Source organism: Streptomyces sp. NBC_00258 (assembly GCF_036182465.1).
GTDB lineage: Bacteria > Actinomycetota > Actinomycetes > Streptomycetales > Streptomycetaceae > Streptomyces.
In genome coordinates, this window is the sequence record NZ_CP108081.1 from 6,338,388 (window position 1) to 6,357,381 (window position 18,994).

The following is an 18,994-nucleotide window of genomic DNA, read 5'->3' on the forward strand; positions in this document are numbered from 1 at the left end:
GGACGATGAGGTGGGGTAACCATGAACGCGCCGTACGACGGTGACCGCGGTCAGGGCGCGGGCGGCTCCGGCCACCCCGACGACCCGCCGCAGGGCCCGCCGGAGCCCGGCGAGGTGCCTCCTCAGCCCGCACCCGACGTGTACCTCCAGGACGCCTACGCCCAGGATCCCTACAGGGCGCAGGATCTCGCCGCCCAGGACCCCGTCGCCGAGGCCCTCTACGACCGCGCTGCGCATCCCCCGCCGCCACCCGGCACCTACCAGCCGCAGCCCCCGCTCTACGCTCAGCCGCCCCAATCCCCGTACGCCCCCGACCCACGTGTGTGGGCCCAGACCCCGGCCCCCGAGCCCGAGGGACCCACCCAGTACCTGCCGTACGGCGACGACCCCCGTACGACCCAGTTCGTGGGTGTCGACGACCTGGTGACCCAGGCCGGCGAGCAGCGCCACGAGCCGGACGCCTTCGCGCATCTCTTCCGGGACCAGCAGCACGGTGGCGCATACCCGCCCGCGGGGGGTCCGCCCAGCGTGCCCTCTCCGACGCCGGAACCCGCTCCGGCTGTGGAGCCGCCTTCGACACCCCCGCCCGCACCTGCGCCGGCGGCCGCGAAGAAGTCCGGTGGCCGTGCGTCCGGCCTGCTGAAGTCCAGTGCGGTCATGGCGGCGGGCACCATGGTGTCCCGCCTCACCGGCTTCATCCGCTCCGCGCTGATCGTCGCGGCGCTGGGCGTCGGCCTCCTCGGCGACACCTTCCAGGTCGCCTACCAGCTGCCGACGATGATCTACATCCTGACCGTCGGCGGTGGCCTCAACTCCGTCTTCGTACCGCAGCTGGTCCGCGCCATGAAGGATGACGAGGACGGTGGTGAGGCATTCGCCAACCGGCTGCTGACCCTCGTCGTCGTGGTTCTCGGCGCGCTCACCGCGCTCGCGGTGCTCGCCGCGCCGTTCTTGGTCCGCGTGCTGTCGACGCCAGTTGCCAGAGACGCGGCGGCCAACGACGTCGCCGTCACCTTCGCCCGCTACTTCCTGCCCACGATCTTCTTCATGGGCATCCACGTGGTGATGGGCCAGATCCTGAACGCGCGCGGAAAGTTCGGCGCGATGATGTGGACTCCGGTCCTCAACAACGTCGTCATCATCGTGACGCTCGGGCTGTTCATCTGGGTGTACGGCACCGCGGAGAACTCCGGCATGGAAGCCGCGACCATCCCGCCGGAGGGCGAGCGGCTGCTCGGCATCGGTGTCCTGCTCGGCCTTGTCGTCCAAGCCCTCGCGATGATCCCGTACCTCCGGGAGACCGGCTTCCGGCTGCGGTTGCGCTTCGACTGGAAGGGCCACGGTCTGGGCAAGGCCGCGATGCTCGCCAAGTGGACCGTTCTCTTCGTCCTCGCCAACCAGGCCGGCGCGATCGTCGTGACCCAGCTGTCCACCGCGGCGGGCAAGGACTCACCGGTCGACGGCACCGGCTTCGCGGCCTACGCCAACGCCCAGCTCATCTGGGGCCTCCCGCAGGCCATCATCACGGTCTCCCTGATGGCCGCCCTGTTGCCGCGGCTCTCACGTTCGGCCCATGAAGGCGACAGCGGCGCGGTCCGCGACGACATCTCCCAGGGCCTGCGCACGACCGCCGTCGCAATCGTGCCCATCTCCTTCGGCTTCGTCGCACTCGGCATCCCGATGTGCACGCTGATGTTCGGCGCCTCCGGGACCAGCGAAGCTACGAACATGGGCTACATGCTGATGGCCTTCGGCCTGGGGCTCATCCCGTACTCCGTGCAGTACGTCGTGCTGCGCGCCTTCTACGCGTACGAGGACACCCGGACCCCCTTCTACAACACGGTCATCGTGGCCGCCGTCAACGCCGGTGCCTCGGCGCTCTGCTTCTTCCTGCTCCCCCCGCGCTGGGCGGTGGCGGGCATGGCCGCGTCGTACGGTCTGGCCTACGCGATCGGCGTCGGGGTCGCGTGGAGCCGGCTGCGCAAGCGGCTGGGAGGCGACCTGGACGGTGGCCGGGTCCTGCGCACGTACGCACGGCTCGGTATCGCGTCGGTGCCGGCCGCGCTGCTCAGTGGTGCGGCCTGCTACGGAATCGGCCACACACTGGGACAGGGCGTCAGCGGCTCGTTCGCCTCCCTGCTCGGCGGTGGTGTCGTACTGCTCGGTGTCTTCTACGTCGCGGCGCGGCGGATGCGCATCGAGGAGCTGAATGGAATGGTCGGCATGGTCCGCGGGCGCCTTGGGCGCTGAGGCGGGGTAGGCGCACAACCATCGTGCGCGACCGCGTGTCGTGCATAGGGGTGGACTGTGGGCACAATTGGCTTTGGCGTCGGACAGCGCGTAATGGATGGGGAGGCAGGAACGACGGTGGCGGAACGGAGCACGGCTGCCGTCGACGTGGCAGACAACAGCGGCGATGAGCCGCTGACCGCGAAGGCGGACCAGTCCACGGCCGACGGGGTGGCCCAGAACCGGGAGCGGGACACGGACAGTTCGGAGAGCGAAGAGGAACAGGGGAGCGGGGGGAACGAGAGCCCTGGCAGGACCTCGCCGCCCGATCTGCACAGCGGTCACAAACTCGCCAGACGCTACCGACTGGAAGAGTGCGTCACCCGTCTGGACGGTTTCAGCAGTTGGCGTGCGGTGGACGAAAAACTCCGCCGCGCCGTCGGTGTGCATTTGCTGCCCGCCGACCATCCACGAGCGCGCTCCGTCCTGGCGGCGGCCCGTTCCTCCGCCCTCTTGGGCGATCCTCGGTTCGTCCAGGTCCTGGACGCGGTCGAGGAGAACGACCTCGTCTATGTGGTGCACGAGTGGCTGCCGGATGCCACGGAGCTGACAGCGCTCCTGGCCGCCGGCCCGCTGGAGGTGCACGAGGCGTACCAGATGGTCAGCCAGGTCTCCCAGGCGATGGCCGCCGCGCACCGTGAGGGGCTGGCGCATCTGAAGCTGACCCCTGGCGCCGTGCTGCGCACCTCGTCCGGGCAGTGGCGCATCCGCGGTCTCGCCGTGAACGCGGCACTGCGCGGGATCAGCTCCGACACCCCTCAGCGCACCGACACGGAGGCGATCGGCGCGCTCCTGTACGCCACGCTCACCCAGCGCTGGCCGTACGAGAACGACGCCTACGGCCTCTCCGGGCTGCCCAAGGGCGTGGGCCTCATCGCCCCCGACCAGGTGCGCGCAGGCGTGCACCGGGGCCTTTCGGAGCTCGCGATGCGCGCGCTCGTCAACGACGGCGCGACCGCTTCCCGCCAGGAGCCTCCCTGCACCACGCCGGAGGAGCTGGTGAAGGCGGTCGGCGAGATGCCTCGCATCCGGCCGCCGGAGCCCGCGTTCACAGCGCCGCCGGACTACCAGCGCACGACGTATCAGCAGGGCAACTACGGTCGCCCCTCGTCCCACCCGGGGGCCACCCAGCCGGTACCGACTCCCCTGCCTCCGCTGCAGACCCGTACCGGCAAGGCCCTCAAGTGGGCGGTGTCCGCCCTTCTGATCGCCGCGCTCGGCCTCGGCAGCTGGCAGCTCGCGGACGCGCTCATGGACCGCGGGAAGTCCGACGACACGGGCAACACCAAGACGACGGACGGCAATGACAAGAGCGGCGACAACGTGAAGCCGGTCAAGCCGATCACCATCGAGGGCGCCGAGGAGTACATCGCGAAGGGTGCGGCCCAGGCGGCGGGGGACGTGGCCAATACCTACGACGGCAACAGCTCGACGTACTGGCGGAGCAAGAGCTTCCTGGACGGTCCGGAGATGAACCCGGCTTACAAGCCCGGCGTTGGCATCGTCTACGACCTCGGCTCGAAGCAGGAGATCTCGGCCGCCTCGATAGGTCTCCGGTTCGGTGGTAACCACACAACGGTTTCGCTGTACGCGACGGATTCCATGAGCTCCTCGACCTCGCTGAGCTCCATGCAGAAGATCGGGACCCTGACCACGAGCGGGACCACCGCGAAGGTGAAGGCCGACAAGAAGGTGAAGACCCAGTACGTGCTGGTGTGGTTCACTGCGCTGCCGTACGCACCCGGTGACCAGTTCAGCGACGCCGGGTACAAGCAGGCCGTCACCGACGTGAAGTTCACCGGCTGAGCACTCACCGAGGGGGAGGGGGTTCGATGGCGGACGGCGCCGGGTTCAGCGAAGTGAGCGATCAGGGCCTCCTCGCCCGTCATGTCGAGGGCGATCCCGATGCCTTCGGCGAGATCGTGCGGCGTCACCGTGATCGGCTCTGGGCGGTGGCGCTGCGGACGCTGGGCGACCGCGAGGAGGCCGCTGACGCCGTCCAGGACGCACTCGTCTCCGCCTACCGGGCCGCCCACACCTTCCGAGGCCAGTCGGCCGTCACAACGTGGCTGCACCGGATCACGGTGAACGCCTGCCTGGACCGCGCACGCAAGGCGGCTTCCAGGAAGACGTCCCCCGTGGACGACACGGAACGACTCGAACAACTCCTGGAGCCGCACGAGTCGGCCTCCGCTCCGGCCGAGCGCAACGATCTGCACCGTGAACTGTTGGAGGCACTCGGCACTCTGCCTCCCGACCAGCGGGCAGCCCTCGTCCTGGTGGACATGCAGGGCTACCCCGTGGCGGAGGCAGCCAGCCTGCTCGATGTGCCGACCGGCACGGTCAAGAGCCGCTGTGCGCGTGGCAGAGCCAGACTTCTCCCGCTGCTCAAACACCTGCGTACGGACAGCGAGAGCGACAGAGCGAGCAAGAAGTCGGGTGAGGGACGGAACCGCACGCAGGGGGCATCCGTCCCACCCGCAGCGGGAGAACCCGATGGACCAAGCGATTCAGCTGCTGTGAAGGGCGGAGGTGGGCGAGCGTGACATCCACGACCGACACGGCCGGGCACCCGGACGTCGAGGAGATCTCCGACCTCACCGAAGGTCTGCTCCCTCCCTCCCGTACGGCGGACGTGCGTCAGCATCTGGACGACTGCACGCTCTGCGCCGACGTGTACGACTCGCTGGAGGAGATCCGAGGCCTGCTTGGCACGCTCCCGGGTCCGCTCCGCATGCCCGACGATGTCGCGGGACGCATCGACGCCGCTCTCGCCGCTGAGGCCCTGCTGAATGCCACGGTTCCCGAAGACGACGCCACAGGCGCCCTCGCGTCCGTCGGTGCTTCGCGTCCCCTGTCCGACGAGGGCGACGACGGCAGGCATGTTTCACGTGAAACATCGACTGCGACAGACCGTCCCGCGGGACGCCCCCGCGCCGCCACCGGCCCGGGCCGCGCGAACCGACCGCGCCGTGCACGCCGGAGGACTGCGGTCCTGAGCGCCATGTTCACGGCCGCCGCACTGGGACTCGGCGGACTGCTGTTCCAGTCGCTGGGCAACAACGCCTCGGACAATGACTCTCCGTCGACGTCCCCCGAGCAGAGCGACTCCGCGAATACCTTCGCTGAGGGCACACTCAAGGGCCAGGTCGCGGATCTTCTCGGCAAGGCCGAGAAGAAGAAGGACGGCGGGCCTCGCACCTCCAATCCGTACGGCACCCAGTCCACTGAAGAACCGCACATCCTGAACACGCCCTCGGTCTCGGTTCCCGGGTGCATCACACAGGGAATCGGTCGCGACGCGGATCCGCTCGCCTTCAAGGAAGGTTCCTACGAGGGCACGGATGCGTATCTCGTGGTGCTGCCCGACGCCTCCAACGCCACACGCGTCACCGCCTACGTCGTGGACTCCGCCTGTGTGGACAAGCCGTCGATCTCCGCAGGCAAGGTTCTGCTGAAGCACTCCTACGCGCGGAGCTGAGCAAGCCCGGCTCCGCCGCGGACCGTCCTGAGCACCTCTGCGTCATTCTTGGCGTCCCCGCGCGGTGACGCGTCTTCGTGTGCCCGGACACAGTGGGAATGCGCGCCCCTTAGGATCCGTTGGGTGGGGTGAGAGTTCTGAGAGAAGCTCCCACCGGTCGTACGAAGAAGTCTCCAGAGACGAGGAATCAAGCCGTGAGCGACGTCCGTAACGTGATCATCATCGGCTCCGGGCCCGCCGGCTACACGGCGGCGCTCTACACTGCGCGCGCGTCGCTTAAGCCGCTGGTGTTCGAGGGCGCCGTCACCGCGGGCGGTGCGCTGATGACCACCACTGAGGTGGAGAACTTCCCCGGCTTCCAGGACGGCATCATGGGCCCCGAACTCATGGACAACATGCGTGCGCAGTCCGAGCGCTTCGGTGCCGAGCTGGTACCGGACGACATCGTCGCGGTCGACCTCAGCGGTGAGATCAAGACCGCCACGGACACGGCGGGGACCGTGCACCGGGCGAAGGCGATCATCGTCGCCACGGGCTCGCAGCACCGCAAGCTGGGTCTGCCCAGGGAGGACGCTCTCTCCGGACGAGGCGTCTCCTGGTGCGCGACCTGTGACGGCTTCTTCTTCAAGGACCAGGACATCGCCGTGATCGGCGGCGGCGACACCGCCATGGAGGAAGCAACCTTCCTCTCCCGGTTCGCCAAGTCCGTGACGATCGTCCACCGGCGCGACACCCTGCGCGCCTCCAAGGCGATGCAGGAGCGGGCCTTCGCCGACCCGAAGATCAAGTTCGTCTGGGACAGCGAGGTCGCCGAGATCCAGGGCGACCAGAAGCTCTCCGGTCTGAAGCTGCGGAACCTGAAGACCGGCGAGACGTCCGAGCTGCCCGTCACCGGCCTGTTCATCGCGATCGGCCACGACCCGCGCACCGAGCTCTTCAAGGGCCAGCTCGACCTGGACGGGGAGGGCTACCTCAAGGTCGAGGCACCCTCGACCCAGACGAACCTGACGGGTGTCTTCGGCGCCGGCGACGTCGTCGACCACACCTACCGCCAGGCGATCACCGCGGCCGGCACCGGCTGCTCCGCCGCCCTCGATGCCGAGCGCTTCCTCTCCGCCCTCGCAGACGGCGAGGCCGCGGCGGAACCCGAGAAGACCGCTGTCTGACCCCCATCCCGCCCCACCGCACCAACCAGTTAAGGAGCCCGCCGTGGCCGGCACCCTCAAGCACGTGACCGACGATTCCTTCGAGCAGGACGTTCTCAAGAGCGACAAGCCCGTCCTGGTGGACTTCTGGGCCGCCTGGTGCGGACCGTGCCGCCAGATCGCTCCGTCCCTCGAGGCGATCGCCGCCGAGTACGGCGACAAGATCGAGGTCGTCAAGCTCAACATCGACGAGAACCCGGGTACGGCCGCCAAGTACGGCGTCATGTCCATCCCGACGCTGAACGTGTACCAGGGTGGCGAGGTCGCCAAGACGATCGTCGGTGCCAAGCCGAAGGCCGCGATCGTGCGGGACCTCGAGGACTTCATCGCCGAGTAGTTGGGCAAGCCGCCCGCAGCGGCGGCGATGTTTCACGTGAAACACGGATGGGCCAACCCGGACGGGTTGGCCCATCCGCATGTAGGGCCGACGGCCAGGCACCTATCCAACAGACACGAGCGCCCTACAGCGGACGCAGCACCGGCTCCTTCTGTACCGCCCCCAGCAACCGGTCGAGCGCCAACTCCACGTCTTCCTTCCAGGAGAGCGTCGTACGCAGCTCCAGGCGCAGTCGCGGGTACGTCGGGTGCGGCCGGACCGTCTTGAATCCCACGGCCAGGAGATGGTCGGCAGGCAGGACGCAGGCCGGCTCCTTCCAGCGGGCGTCCCCGAATGCCTCGATCGCCTTGAAGCCCCGCCTGAGCAGATCCTTGGCGACTGTCTGCACCATCACACGGCCAAGTCCCTGCCCCTGAAAGCCCGGCATGATGAAGGCCGTCATCAGCTGGACAGCGTCAGGGGAGACCGGGCTCGTGGGGAAGGCCGTCGCGCGCGGCACATAAGCGGGCGGCGCATAGAGCACGAAGCCGGCCGGTACGTCATCCACGTACACGACCCGGCCGCAGGATCCCCATTCGAGCAGGACGGCGGAGATCCACGCCTCTTTCTCCAGCTCGGGTGTTCCTGCCTTTACCGCGGCCTGACCGCTGACTGGGTCCAACTCCCAGAAGACACACGCGCGACAGCGCTTGGGAAGGTCCTGAAGGTTGTCCAGCGTGAGCGGTGCGAGCCAGCGCCCCATGAAGGCAGTTCCTCACTTTCCTCGCCCGCAGCGTCGCGAGCGGCTGTCAGAGCGCTCCGTTCCCTGAGCAGGCTGCCGACGAACCCGCCGACTGCACCGAGCCCCAAGCCCGCGCTCACCAGTCCGGTCCGGCTCACCTTTCGCATGGCCCCTCGCCTCCCCACAAAAGGTGCTGCCAGGTGAATGCGCCATACCCGAACGCATCGTATCCACGATGCGATTCCATCGATACCGCCTGAAAGCAAAGAGCGGGCCGTGTTCCGGTACACACCGGACACGGCCCGCTCCGCTGTCGGCCGGTCGAAGTCGACCGGCCGACCCAGGCCTCAGGCTTCCGTCTCCTCGGAGTCGTCGTCCAGGAGGCTCTTCTGCAGAACCGGTCCCTCGCCCGGGGCGAGAGAGCCAAGGATCCGCTCAAGATCGTCCATCGAGGCGAACTCGACGGTGATCTTGCCCTTCTTCTGACCGAGGTCGACCTTCACCCGAGTCTCGAAGCGGTCCGAGAGACGGGTCGCAAGGTCACTCAGTGCCGGAGAGAGCCGCGTGCCGGCCCGCGGCCCCTTGGAGCGTGCGGCCGACTGCGGCCGCGAGCCCATGAGGGTGACGATCTCCTCGACCGCTCGCACCGAGAGACCCTCGGCCACGATCCGGTGAGCCAATCGGTCCTGCTCCTCCGAGTCGTCGACGGAGAGCAGGGCTCGCGCATGTCCGGCGGAGAGCACTCCGGCGGCCACGCGGCGCTGAACCGACGGCGACAGCTTCAGCAGACGCAGGGTGTTGGAGACCTGAGGCCGCGACCGGCCGATCCGGTCGGCCAGCTGGTCGTGCGTGCAGTTGAAGTCCTTGAGCAGCTGATCGTAGGCAGCAGCCTCTTCCAGCGGGTTCAGCTGAGCACGGTGCAGGTTCTCCAGGAGTGCGTCCAGGAGAAGCTTCTCGTCGTCTGTGGCCCGCACGATCGCCGGGATGGCGTCGAGCCCTGCCTCACGGCAGGCCCGCCAGCGCCGCTCGCCCATGATGAGCTCGTAGCGCGCCGGGCCCATCTGCCGTACGACGACCGGCTGGAGAAGGCCGACCTCCTTGATGGAGGTGACGAGTTCCGCGAGAGCGTCCTCGTCGAAGACCTCGCGGGGCTGGCGCGGGTTCGGGGTGATGGAGTCGAGAGGAAGCTCGGCGAAGTATGCGCCGACGGGCGCCGACGGAGCCTCCCCGAATACGCTCGCCGACGGCTCCTCTGTTTCATGTGAAACATGGGCCGACGGAAGTGCGGCCACCTTGGCCGCCGCCACCCCGCGCTCTGCGGTGAGCACGGGTACGGCTCCCGGCGATGTGGACGCACCGCCCAGCGCGGATGGTGCCGCCTTCTCTCCTGTCGGTGCAGCCGGGATCAGTGCGCCGAGACCACGGCCCAACCCCCTCCGTCGCTCGCTCACTGGATCCCCTCCACCATGTTCTGTTCGTTGTGTGCGCCCATGTGGGCATGCTGCGCGTCGTACGCCACTCCGACTCCGCGCAGCGCGATCTCTCGTGCCGCCTCAAGGTAGGAGAGGGCACCGCTCGACCCCGGGTCGTAGGTCAGCACTGTCTGACCGTAGCTGGGGGCCTCGGAAATACGGACCGAGCGCGGAATGCTCGTCCGCAGCACCTCGTCACCGAAGTGGCTGCGCACCTCGTCGGCGACCTGGGACGCGAGGCGCGTCCGGCCGTCGTACATGGTGAGCAGGATCGTCGATACATGCAGGTTGGGGTTGAGGTGCCCCCTGACCAGATCGACGTTGCGCAGCAGCTGGCCCAGGCCCTCCAGCGCGTAGTACTCGCACTGAATCGGGATGAGCACCTCGGCACCCGCTACAAGAGCGTTGACCGTCAGGAGGCCCAGCGAGGGCGGGCAGTCGATGAGGATGTAGTCCAGCGGCTGCTCGTACGCCTGGATCGCCCGCTCCAGCCGGCTCTCTCGTGCCACCAAGGACACCAGCTCGATCTCCGCACCGGCGAGATCGATCGTGGCAGGTGCACAGAAGAGACCCTCGACATCAGGTACTGGCTGAACAACCTCGGAGAGTGGCTTGCTGTCGATCAGCACGTCGTAGATGGAAGGAACTTCGGCGTGATGGTCGATGCCCAGCGCGGTGGAGGCATTGCCCTGAGGATCGAGGTCGACCACCAGGACGCGCCCACCATGCAGAGCGAGCGAAGCGGCAAGGTTGACCGTGGTCGTGGTCTTGCCCACCCCGCCCTTCTGGTTGGCGACCACCATCACGCGGGTTTGGTCAGGCCGTGGCAGGCCCTCGCCGGCACGGCCGAGAGCTTCCACCGCCAGTTGGGCAGCACGACCGATGGGAGTGTCGTCCATCGGGGGCGGTGTTTCACGTGAAACATCCTCCCCCATCGACTCGGTACGGGGACCGGGGACCGGATCGGTCATCGGTCCCGCGATGTTGGCGTCGGACCGCAAGGATTCACTCTCCTCGACTTCAGGCTCGCAATGAACAGAGCCTCCCATGTCTTCGGGGTCGTGAACCAGCGAGGCCCTTGGTTCTGTGGAGAAATCCACCTCTGTGGACAACTCCGTGCCCTTCCTGGGGGACGCATGGCCGCCAGGAGAGGGTCTTTTTCCGAAGGATCCCAGGGATCCAAGAGGATTTCGGTCGCGAGGTTCGGCCGCAGCGCGGCCGCGACTGATGATGCCGTGCAGCAGTGAGCGACGTTTCACGTGAAACACGATGCACAGCTAGCACGACCGCGACGGCGCGACACTCCGGCATGCGTAGGTTTGGCAGCTTGTGTGGAGTACGTCTCGTCGTCAGGACGGATCAGTCAACGAGTCTCCGACCCGACAACACACATCCCGAATGAGTCACTCTCTCGGGAGTCGGTCAACGACGCCTCCGGGTCCGTCCTGTCCGTGCCGCCTTCGCCCGCTTGGCCGCGAAACGCACACCCCCGGGGCTCTCCCCGACCTCGACGCGCACCACCGTGGCGAGAGGGTCAACCACGCCTTCACCGACGTGAAGCACGGAGATGTCCACGGCGCCCAGCTTGCTCAGGGCGGCCCCTGCGTTCCTGACCTCTTCCTCCGCGGTGTCGCCTTTGAGGAGGAGCATCTCGCCGTACGGACGCAGCAGCGGCACACCCCAGGCCGCGAGGCGGTCCAGCGGTGCCACGGCCCGCGCTGTCACCACGTGGACCGGAGGCAGCTTGCCAAGGACCTCCTCAGCGCGCCCACGCACCACGGTGACGTGGTCGAGACCGAGCAGCTCGACAACCTCGGTGAGGAAGTTCGTCCGCCGCAGCAAGGGCTCAAGGAGCGTGATCTTCAGGTCCGGGCGGACGAGGGCGAGCGGGATACCGGGCAGTCCGGCACCGGAACCGACATCGCACACCGTCACGTTTTCGGGAACGACCTCCGAGAGCACCGCACAGTTCAGCAGGTGCCGTTCCCAGAGGCGGGGCACTTCACGGGGGCCGATCAGACCCCGCTGCACTCCAGCGTCCGCCAGCAGCTCCGCGTAACGAACCGCGTCTGCGAAGCGATCGCCGAATACCGCCCGGGCCTGCTCGGGCGTAGGGGGAAGCTCCGCTGCCTCCGTCACGGGGAACCGTCCTTCCGTACCGCTTGAGCGCACTGCGCGCTGACTACCAGGACTATCAGGAACCATCGGGGACTATCAGGCTGACAAAGTTCGGCCCCGCCTGCGAACACAGACGGGGCCGGAGAACGACGTGCTGGATCAGGCGGGGAGCACGACGACGAAGCGCTGCGGCTCCTCGCCCTCGGACTCACTGCGCAGGCCCGCGGCCTTGACCGCGTCGTGCACCACCTTGCGCTCGAAGGGGGTCATCGCCTTCATCTTCACGGGCTCACCGGAACTCCTGACCTCGGCCGCGGCCTTCGCGCCGAGCTCGGAGAGTTCCTCACGCTTCTTGGCGCGGTAACCCGCGATGTCCAGCATCAGCCGGCTACGGTCCCCGGTCTCCCGGTGCACGGCCAGCCGTGTGAGCTCCTGGAGTGCCTCCAGCACCTCACCGTCGCGGCCGACCAGCTTCTGCAGGTCGCGGCCGCTGGAGTCGCTGATGATCGAGACTGCCGCGCGATCGGCCTCGACATCCATGTCGATGTCGCCGTCGAGATCGGCGATGTCCAGCAGACCCTCGAGGTAGTCGGCCGCGATCTCGCCCTCCTGCTCCAGGCGGGTCAGGGTGTCGCCACCCTCAGGGGCAGCGGAGGTGGTGCCTTCCGTCACGGGATGGACTCCTTCTTACTTCTTGGACGGGAACTTGGGCCGCTGCGGGCCCTTGCGCTGTCCGGACTGGGCCTTGCTGCGGGTACCACCGGACGCGGACTTGCCGCCCGCCGGCTTGGGGCCGGGCTTGGCATCCTGCGGTTCGTCGGACTTGCTGAGCGAGGTCTTCGGCGCGGACTCGTCCGCCGCCTTGGAACCGCCGCCCTGGGCAGCGCCCGACTGACGCTGGGACTTGCTCTGCCGCTTGGGCTGCTGACGCCTGGGAGCGGCGCCGCCCGTCGCCGGGGTGCCGTCCTCGGTCTCGACCACGGTCGAGGCCTCGCTCTTCACCACGGTGCCGTCGGCCTGGGCCGCCAGGCCCGCCTTGCTCAGGCCGTTGATGAACTTGCGCTCGAAATCGTTGCGATCGCGGCCCTTGGCCACGATGGCCTTGACGATCGCCTTCTCACCGCGGCCGCGCGTCTTGCCGTGGTGCGTGACGCGCTTGTGCAGGCGCTCCAGGTAGGAGGCCTGAGCCTTGGAACCCGGCGTCGGGTTGTTGTGGATGACGTACATCTGCTGGCCCATGGTCCACACGTTGGTGGTCAGCCAGTAGACGAGGACACCGACGGGGAAGTTGATACCGAAGACGGCGAACATGATCGGGAAGACGTACATCAGCATCTTCTGCTGCTGCATGAACGGCGTCTTCACCGTCGTGTCGACGTTCTTCGTCATCAGCTGGCGCTGCGTGTAGAACTGCGAGAACGACATCAGGACGATCATGATCGCCGTGACGACGCGCACGTCGGTGATCGTGGAGCCCAGTGCCTGGACCTTGGCGTCGGCGTCCGTGAACTTCGCGGCCAGCGGAGCCCCGAAGATGTGCGCCTTCTGCGCACTCTCCAGCAGCCGGTCGTTGATCACGCCGATGGTGTCGTTCGACGCGATGCTGTTCAGCACGTGGTACAGGGCGAAGAAGAACGGGGACTGCGCCAGGATGGGAAGGCACGAGGAGAGCGGGTTGGTACCCGTCTCCTTGTACAGCTTCATCATCTCTTCGGACTGGCGCTGCTTGTCGTTCTTGTAGCGCTCCTGGATCTTCTTCATCTCGGGCTGGAGCGTCTGCATCGCCCGGGTCGCCTTGATCTGCTTCACGAAGAGCGGGATCAGGCAGATACGGATCAGGATCACCAGGGACACGATGGACAAGCCCCAGGCCCAGCCCGTGTCGGGGCCGAAGATGGCGCCGTACACCGAATGGAACTGGACGATGACCCAGGAAACGGGTGTCGTGATGAAGCTGAAAATACTGGCAATCGTGTCCACTAATCAGGCTCCTTGAGCATGGGACGGGGTCTCGGCGGCCGGGCTCGAGGGATGGTTGGACATACCGTGCCCCTCGGTGGCCGGTTCGGCGGCGGAGGTCCCGCCCTTGCGTGCACGCCAGGCGTTACGCAGCATTTCGTGCCACCGCGGACGCTTGCGCGGCGGGACATGGTCCACACCGCCCAGCGACCACGGATTGCACCGCAGGATGCGCCAGGCGGTGAGTGCCGTTCCCTTGATCGCACCGTGACGGTCGATGGCTTGGTACCCGTAGTGGGAACACGACGGGTAGTACTTGCACACCGGCCCGAGCAACGGGCTGATGGTCCACTGGTACAGCTTGATGAGAGCCAGCAGCGGGTACTTCATCGCGCGCCCCCTCCCAGTAGCCGCTCCAGGGCGGCGTCCAGGTCTCGGGCCAGCTGTGCATGGTCGGCGTCACCCGCACCGGGCAGCGCTCGTACGACTACCAGGCTACCGGGGGTCAGCAGGGCCACTCGGTCACGCATCAGATGGCGAAGCCGGCGCTTCACCTTGTTGCGTACGACGGCCCCGCCCACTGCTTTGCTGACAACGAAACCCGCACGCGCCGGGGGAGCGCTCTCCCCAGGCGCGTGCGGGTCGGTTGCACCGCTACGTAGATGAACGACGAGAAGCGGGCGTCCGGCCCGGCGTCCTCGGCGTACCGCGGTCGCGAAGTCCTCGCGCCGCCTCAGCCGATGCTCGGTAGGCAGCACGTCATGACCTGTTGGTGATCAGGCGGACAGGCTGGCGCGACCCTTGCCACGACGGTTCGCGAGAATCGCTCGGCCGGCGCGGGTGCGCATCCGCAGGCGGAAGCCGTGGGTCTTGGCGCGACGACGGTTGTTCGGCTGGAAGGTGCGCTTGCTCACTCGGGGGCTCCAGAAGAAATCGGTAGTTTCGGGGTGCCGTCTTGGCTGTCACCGTGCGCCCACGAGTAGCTCGCTTACGCCCGAGTGCACCGCTTCCCGATCACTCTTCGCGATCTGTGCCCATCGGAGGCAGGCGGCAGCAGCCATCGACAACTCGACCTGGTTACGGTACGCGCGGCTACGCCATCCGGTCAAACCAGCGCTGCCCGGGAGACACTATCCACAGCCTGGGGACAACAACTTGAACCGCATGGGTCGCCCTGACTACCGTGGCTGGACTCCGGTTCGTTCCCTTCTCCCTGCTCCATCTGATTCGTGCCGCCCGCCCCACCCTCAGTTCCAACCCAATCCGTCCCAGGAATCACACGTTCGTGGGACCCGTGAGAGAGCGTGCCCTGTGGCTGACGTACCTGCCGATCTTGCCGCAGTGTGGCCACGAGTATTGGAGCAACTTCTCGGTGAGGGGCGTGGGCAGGGTGTCGAGACGAAGGACGAGCACTGGATCAAGCGCTGCCAGCCGCTGGCGCTCGTAGCGGACACCGCGCTGCTCGCGGTCCCCAACGAGTTTGCGAAGGGTGTCCTGGAAGGGCGCCTGGCGCCGATCGTCAGCGAGACCCTGAGCCGCGAGTGCGGCCGCCCGATCCGTATCGCGATCACCGTCGACGACTCCGTCGGCGAGACCCCCGCCCCGCCGGCGCCGCCCGCCCAGTCGCAGCAGCGCTACGAGGAGCCCGAGCGCCCCTCCGCGCAGGACCGTGACGGATACCGGGGATACGGCCGCCACCGTGCGAACGACCACATGGACGACCACCCGCAGGGCCGCCCCGACCAGCAACCGCCCCGCGGGGACCAGCTCCCGACCGCCCGTCCCGCGTACCCCGACTACCAGCGCCCCGATCCCGGCGCCTGGCCGCGGCCCTCGCAGGACGACTACGGCTGGCAGCAGCAGCGGCTCGGCTTCCCGGACCGGGACCCGTACGCCTCTCCCCCCCAGGACTACCGACAGCAGCCACCGGACCGCTCTCCCTACGAACAGCAGCGGTCCGACTACGAGCAGCAGCGGCCCGGGTACGACCAGCCGCGATCCGACTACGACCAGCGTCCGGACCGCCGCGACCGCCGGCCGGAGCCGCCGTCGCAGTCCGGGACCGGGCATGTCCACCGGGGCGGCCCCGTCGGCTCCTCGCTGCCCGCCTCCAGTGGTGCCCCGGGCCCGCTGGCCGCGCAGCCGGCTCCCGCGACGGGTCCCGGCGAGCCCACCGCGCGTCTCAACCCGAAGTACCTCTTCGACACGTTCGTCATCGGCGCCTCGAACCGTTTCGCGCACGCCGCCGCGGTCGCCGTCGCCGAGGCACCCGCCAAGGCCTACAACCCGCTCTTCATCTACGGGGAGTCGGGACTCGGCAAGACGCACCTGCTGCACGCGATCGGGCACTACGCGCGCAGCCTCTACCCGGGCACGCGCGTGCGGTACGTGAGCTCCGAGGAGTTCACCAACGAGTTCATCAACTCGATCCGCGACGGCAAGGGCGACAGCTTCCGCAAGCGGTACCGCGAGATGGACATCCTGCTCGTCGACGACATCCAGTTCCTGGCGGACAAGGAGTCGACGCAGGAGGAGTTCTTCCACACCTTCAACACGCTCCACAACGCGAACAAGCAGATCGTGCTCTCCAGTGACCGGCCGCCCAAGCAGCTGGTGACTCTGGAGGACCGGCTGCGGAACCGTTTCGAGTGGGGTCTGATCACCGACGTCCAGCCGCCCGAGCTGGAGACCCGTATCGCCATCCTTCGTAAGAAGGCGGTGCAGGAGCAGCTCAACGCCCCGCCGGAGGTCCTGGAGTTCATCGCGTCCCGGATCTCACGGAACATCCGTGAGCTGGAGGGCGCGCTGATCCGGGTGACGGCCTTCGCGTCGCTCAACCGGCAGCCCGTGGACCTCGGCCTGACGGAGATCGTCCTCAAGGACCTGATCCCGGGCGGCGAGGACTCGGCGCCGGAGATCACCGCGACGGCCATCATGGCGGCGACCGCCGACTACTTCGGCCTCACGGTGGACGACCTGTGCGGCTCCTCGCGCAGCCGCGTGCTGGTCACCGCACGCCAGATCGCCATGTACCTGTGCCGCGAGCTCACCGACCTCTCCCTGCCGAAGATCGGCGCCCAGTTCGGCGGCCGCGACCACACGACCGTGATGCACGCCGACCGCAAGATCCGCGCGCTGATGGCCGAACGCCGCTCCATCTACAACCAGGTCACCGAGCTCACGAACCGCATCAAGAACGGCTGACAGCAGCGGCGGTACGTCGCTGAGGGCGCCCCGGGAGACGTTCCCGAGGGCGCCTTCGTCGTTCCGGAACCCCTTTGAAGGCGTTCCGGCAGGCGTCAGACGTCGTTCCTCCACGCGCCGAAGGAGATCCGGCACGCCTCGATGTCGTCTCCGGCACGCCTCCGAAGGCGGCTTCCGCCGCTCTCACACGCCTCCTGAAGGACCCTCGTTCTGCCTCCGGGAGGCCCTCAACCGCCCTCGTACGCCCCTCCCGGCCGCGCCCGGAGTCGCTCGGCCGACACCCGAAGACCATCCGCTGTTCGAATAAGCACCCCGGTTACGGCCGCCCTCCACAGATTTGGGGACTTTCTCGCGTCCACATCCTGGGGACTGGGAAGTTGTCCAGATCGTGTCCACAGGGTGCGCTGCTGAAAGAGCATCAGACCAGGTCAGCCGGTTGTGGATTCGTGGACGAACGATCTCCACAGGCTGTGGACGACGAAAGGATCCACAGGGTGTGCAGAAAGTTGTCCACCGGCGGCCCACAGGCTGGGGGAGGTTGTCCCCAGTGATCCCCGGCTTCTCCACACCGCTGTCCACTGTTCGGCAACGCGACGCGCCTCCTCACCGTGTCGAGTGAAAGGCGTCACACGAAGGTGCCGGGTTGGGCTGTGGGGAACGTGGGTAAACCTGGGGACGGCGCTGGGGAGAAGTGGCCCCCGCCTGTGCATCGGGTGTGCAGAACTTTTCCCCGTCCACAGAAGACGCCTGTTTTCCACCGCCTCCGCCCACAGGGCCAGTGGACAAAAAACCGACCCTGACCTGCGAATACGAGGTTATCCACGGTATCCACAGCCCCTACTACTACTCCCAACTAGAGAGAGTCTGGGAATCGATTCGAAGTGGGGGCTGTGCACAACTCGCGGTCGGCGCCTCAGCTGCCGCTCGGAACGACTTGACCCCGAGGGGCACCGACTGTCAGTGCGGTGCGTCAGACTGTTCCCCGGTGTCCTTCCCATGACCGGGCTGAGAGACACCGAGTCAGACGACGAGGCAGCAGGGCGAGAGCGCCGGCAACAGACGGAGGCGGCAACGGTGAAGATCCGGGTGGAACGCGACGTACTCGCGGAGGCAGTGGCCTGGGCGGCACGCAGCCTCCCGGCCCGTCCGCCGGCGCCTGTGCTCGCCGGCCTTCTGCTGAAGGCCGAGGAAGGCGCGCTGAGCCTCTCCAGCTTCGACTACGAGGTCTCGGCACGGGTCTCGGTGGACGCCGAGATCGACGAGGAAGGCACGGTGCTCGTCTCCGGCCGCCTGCTCGCCGACATCTGCCGTGCGCTCCCCAACCGGCCGGTGGAGATTTCCACAGACGGTGTACGGGCGACCGTGGTCTGCGGCTCCTCGCGCTTCACGCTGCACACACTGCCTGTGGAGGAGTACCCGGCGCTGCCGCAGATGCCGTCGGCGACCGGCACCGTCCCCGGTGAGGTCTTCGCCTCCGCCGCGGCCCAGGTGGCCATCGCCGCGGGCCGTGACGACACGCTGCCCGTCCTCACCGGTGTGCGCATCGAGATCGAGGGCGACACGGTCACGCTGGCGTCCACCGACCGCTACCGCTTCGCGGTCCGTGAGTTCCTGTGGAAGCCGGAGAACCCCGAGGCGTCCGCGGTGGCCCTGGTGCCCGCCAAGACGCTCCTGGACACCGCCAAGGCCCTCACAAGCGGCGACAGCGTCATCCTGGCGCTGTCCGGCTCCGGTGCCGGCGAGGGTCTGATCGGTTTCGAGGGCGCGGGACGGCGGACGACCACGCGTCTGCTGGAGGGCGACCTCCCGAAGTACCGCTCGCTGTTCCCGACGGAGTTCAACTCCATCGCCGTGATCGAGACCGCCCCCTTCGTGGAGGCCGTCAAGCGAGTGGCCCTGGTCGCCGAGCGGAACACCCCCGTGCGGCTCTCCTTCGAGCAGGGCGTGCTGATCCTGGAGGCCGGTTCCAGCGACGACGCACAGGCTGTGGAAAGGGTCGACGCCCAGCTGGAGGGCGACGACGTCTCGATCGCCTTCAACCCCACCTTCCTGCTCGACGGCCTGAGCGCCATCGACTCCCCGGTGGCGCAGCTCTCCTTCACGACGTCCACCAAGCCGGCGCTCCTGAGCGGCAAGCCCGCCTTGGACGCGGAGGCGGACGAGGCGTACAAGTACCTGATCATGCCGGTGCGCCTCAGCGGCTGACGA

The 18,994-nt window shown here is 67.8% G+C and carries 17 protein-coding genes; 8 read left to right on the top strand and 9 right to left on the bottom strand.

Annotated elements, in window-relative coordinates; translation table 11 throughout:
- Positions 1-21: 21 nt before the first annotated feature.
- The 6 genes from murJ (at position 22) to trxA (ending at position 7,312) form a co-directional block, all read left to right on the top strand.
- Positions 22-2,250, top strand: a complete 2,229-nt coding sequence (murJ, locus tag OG718_RS28295) for a murein biosynthesis integral membrane protein MurJ (RefSeq protein WP_143641347.1) — start codon at positions 22-24, stop codon at positions 2,248-2,250.
- Between the two features lie 117 nt (positions 2,251-2,367).
- Complete coding sequence (locus tag OG718_RS28300) at positions 2,368-4,095, top strand: protein kinase family protein (protein WP_328845512.1); 1,728 nt, start codon at positions 2,368-2,370, stop codon at positions 4,093-4,095.
- A 26-nt stretch (positions 4,096-4,121) separates the two neighbouring features.
- Positions 4,122-4,835: an RNA polymerase sigma factor SigM gene (gene sigM / locus OG718_RS28305; RefSeq protein ID WP_328845513.1), complete on the top strand. Its 714-nt coding sequence runs from the start codon at positions 4,122-4,124 to the stop codon at positions 4,833-4,835.
- Positions 4,832-5,770, top strand: a complete 939-nt coding sequence (locus OG718_RS28310) for an anti-sigma factor family protein (protein WP_328845514.1) — start codon at positions 4,832-4,834, stop codon at positions 5,768-5,770. Before sigM ends, OG718_RS28310 begins: the two co-directional genes overlap by 4 nt.
- Positions 5,771-5,964: 194 nt before the next feature.
- The gene (trxB, locus tag OG718_RS28315; RefSeq protein ID WP_306938954.1) at positions 5,965-6,936 is read left to right on the top strand and encodes a thioredoxin-disulfide reductase; all 972 of its coding nucleotides are present in this window, start codon (positions 5,965-5,967) and stop codon (positions 6,934-6,936) included.
- A 43-nt stretch (positions 6,937-6,979) separates the two neighbouring features.
- Positions 6,980-7,312, top strand: a complete 333-nt coding sequence (gene trxA / locus OG718_RS28320) for a thioredoxin (RefSeq protein ID WP_143641354.1) — start codon at positions 6,980-6,982, stop codon at positions 7,310-7,312.
- 124 nt (positions 7,313-7,436) lie between these two features.
- Here the strand turns inward: trxA and OG718_RS28325 are convergent, their stop codons facing one another.
- The 9 genes from OG718_RS28325 to rpmH form a co-directional block, all read right to left on the bottom strand.
- Positions 7,437-8,054: a GNAT family N-acetyltransferase gene (locus OG718_RS28325; protein WP_328845515.1), complete on the bottom strand. Its 618-nt coding sequence runs from the start codon at positions 8,052-8,054 to the stop codon at positions 7,437-7,439.
- Between the two features lie 326 nt (positions 8,055-8,380).
- Positions 8,381-9,484, bottom strand: coding sequence for a ParB/RepB/Spo0J family partition protein (locus OG718_RS28330; RefSeq protein ID WP_143641356.1), 1,104 nt, complete (start codon positions 9,482-9,484; stop codon positions 8,381-8,383).
- The gene (locus OG718_RS28335) at positions 9,481-10,554 is read right to left on the bottom strand and encodes a ParA family protein (protein ID WP_143641541.1); all 1,074 of its coding nucleotides are present in this window, start codon (positions 10,552-10,554) and stop codon (positions 9,481-9,483) included. The genes OG718_RS28330 and OG718_RS28335 overlap by 4 nt, the downstream gene beginning before the upstream one ends.
- A 373-nt stretch (positions 10,555-10,927) precedes the next feature.
- A complete protein-coding gene (rsmG, locus tag OG718_RS28340) occupies positions 10,928-11,644 on the bottom strand; it encodes a 16S rRNA (guanine(527)-N(7))-methyltransferase RsmG (protein WP_328845516.1) in 717 nt (238 codons plus the stop codon).
- Positions 11,645-11,782: 138 nt separating this feature from the next.
- Positions 11,783-12,295, bottom strand: a complete 513-nt coding sequence (locus OG718_RS28345; protein ID WP_055611477.1) for a Jag family protein — start codon at positions 12,293-12,295, stop codon at positions 11,783-11,785.
- Positions 12,296-12,310: 15 nt separating this feature from the next.
- Positions 12,311-13,603: a membrane protein insertase YidC gene (yidC, locus tag OG718_RS28350; protein ID WP_328845517.1), complete on the bottom strand. Its 1,293-nt coding sequence runs from the start codon at positions 13,601-13,603 to the stop codon at positions 12,311-12,313.
- Positions 13,604-13,606: 3 nt separating this feature from the next.
- On the bottom strand, positions 13,607-13,972 hold the full coding sequence (gene yidD / locus OG718_RS28355; RefSeq protein ID WP_055611475.1) for a membrane protein insertion efficiency factor YidD: 366 nt from the start codon (positions 13,970-13,972) through the stop codon (positions 13,607-13,609).
- Positions 13,969-14,340 (bottom strand): ribonuclease P protein component, encoded by a 372-nt coding sequence (gene rnpA, locus OG718_RS28360; RefSeq protein WP_143641359.1) that lies wholly within the window; start codon positions 14,338-14,340, stop codon positions 13,969-13,971. Before rnpA ends, yidD begins: the two co-directional genes overlap by 4 nt.
- Before the next feature lie 18 nt (positions 14,341-14,358).
- Positions 14,359-14,496: a 50S ribosomal protein L34 gene (rpmH, locus tag OG718_RS28365; protein ID WP_006381191.1), complete on the bottom strand. Its 138-nt coding sequence runs from the start codon at positions 14,494-14,496 to the stop codon at positions 14,359-14,361.
- A 397-nt stretch (positions 14,497-14,893) separates the two neighbouring features.
- Here rpmH and dnaA point away from each other — a divergent pair, with 397 nt between their 5' ends.
- Positions 14,894-16,786, top strand: a complete 1,893-nt coding sequence (gene dnaA / locus OG718_RS28370) for a chromosomal replication initiator protein DnaA (protein ID WP_328845518.1) — start codon at positions 14,894-14,896, stop codon at positions 16,784-16,786.
- Positions 16,787-17,860: 1,074 nt separating this feature from the next.
- Positions 17,861-18,991, top strand: coding sequence for a DNA polymerase III subunit beta (gene dnaN / locus OG718_RS28375; protein ID WP_055611472.1), 1,131 nt, complete (start codon positions 17,861-17,863; stop codon positions 18,989-18,991).
- The last annotated feature ends 3 nt before the right edge of the window (positions 18,992-18,994 follow it).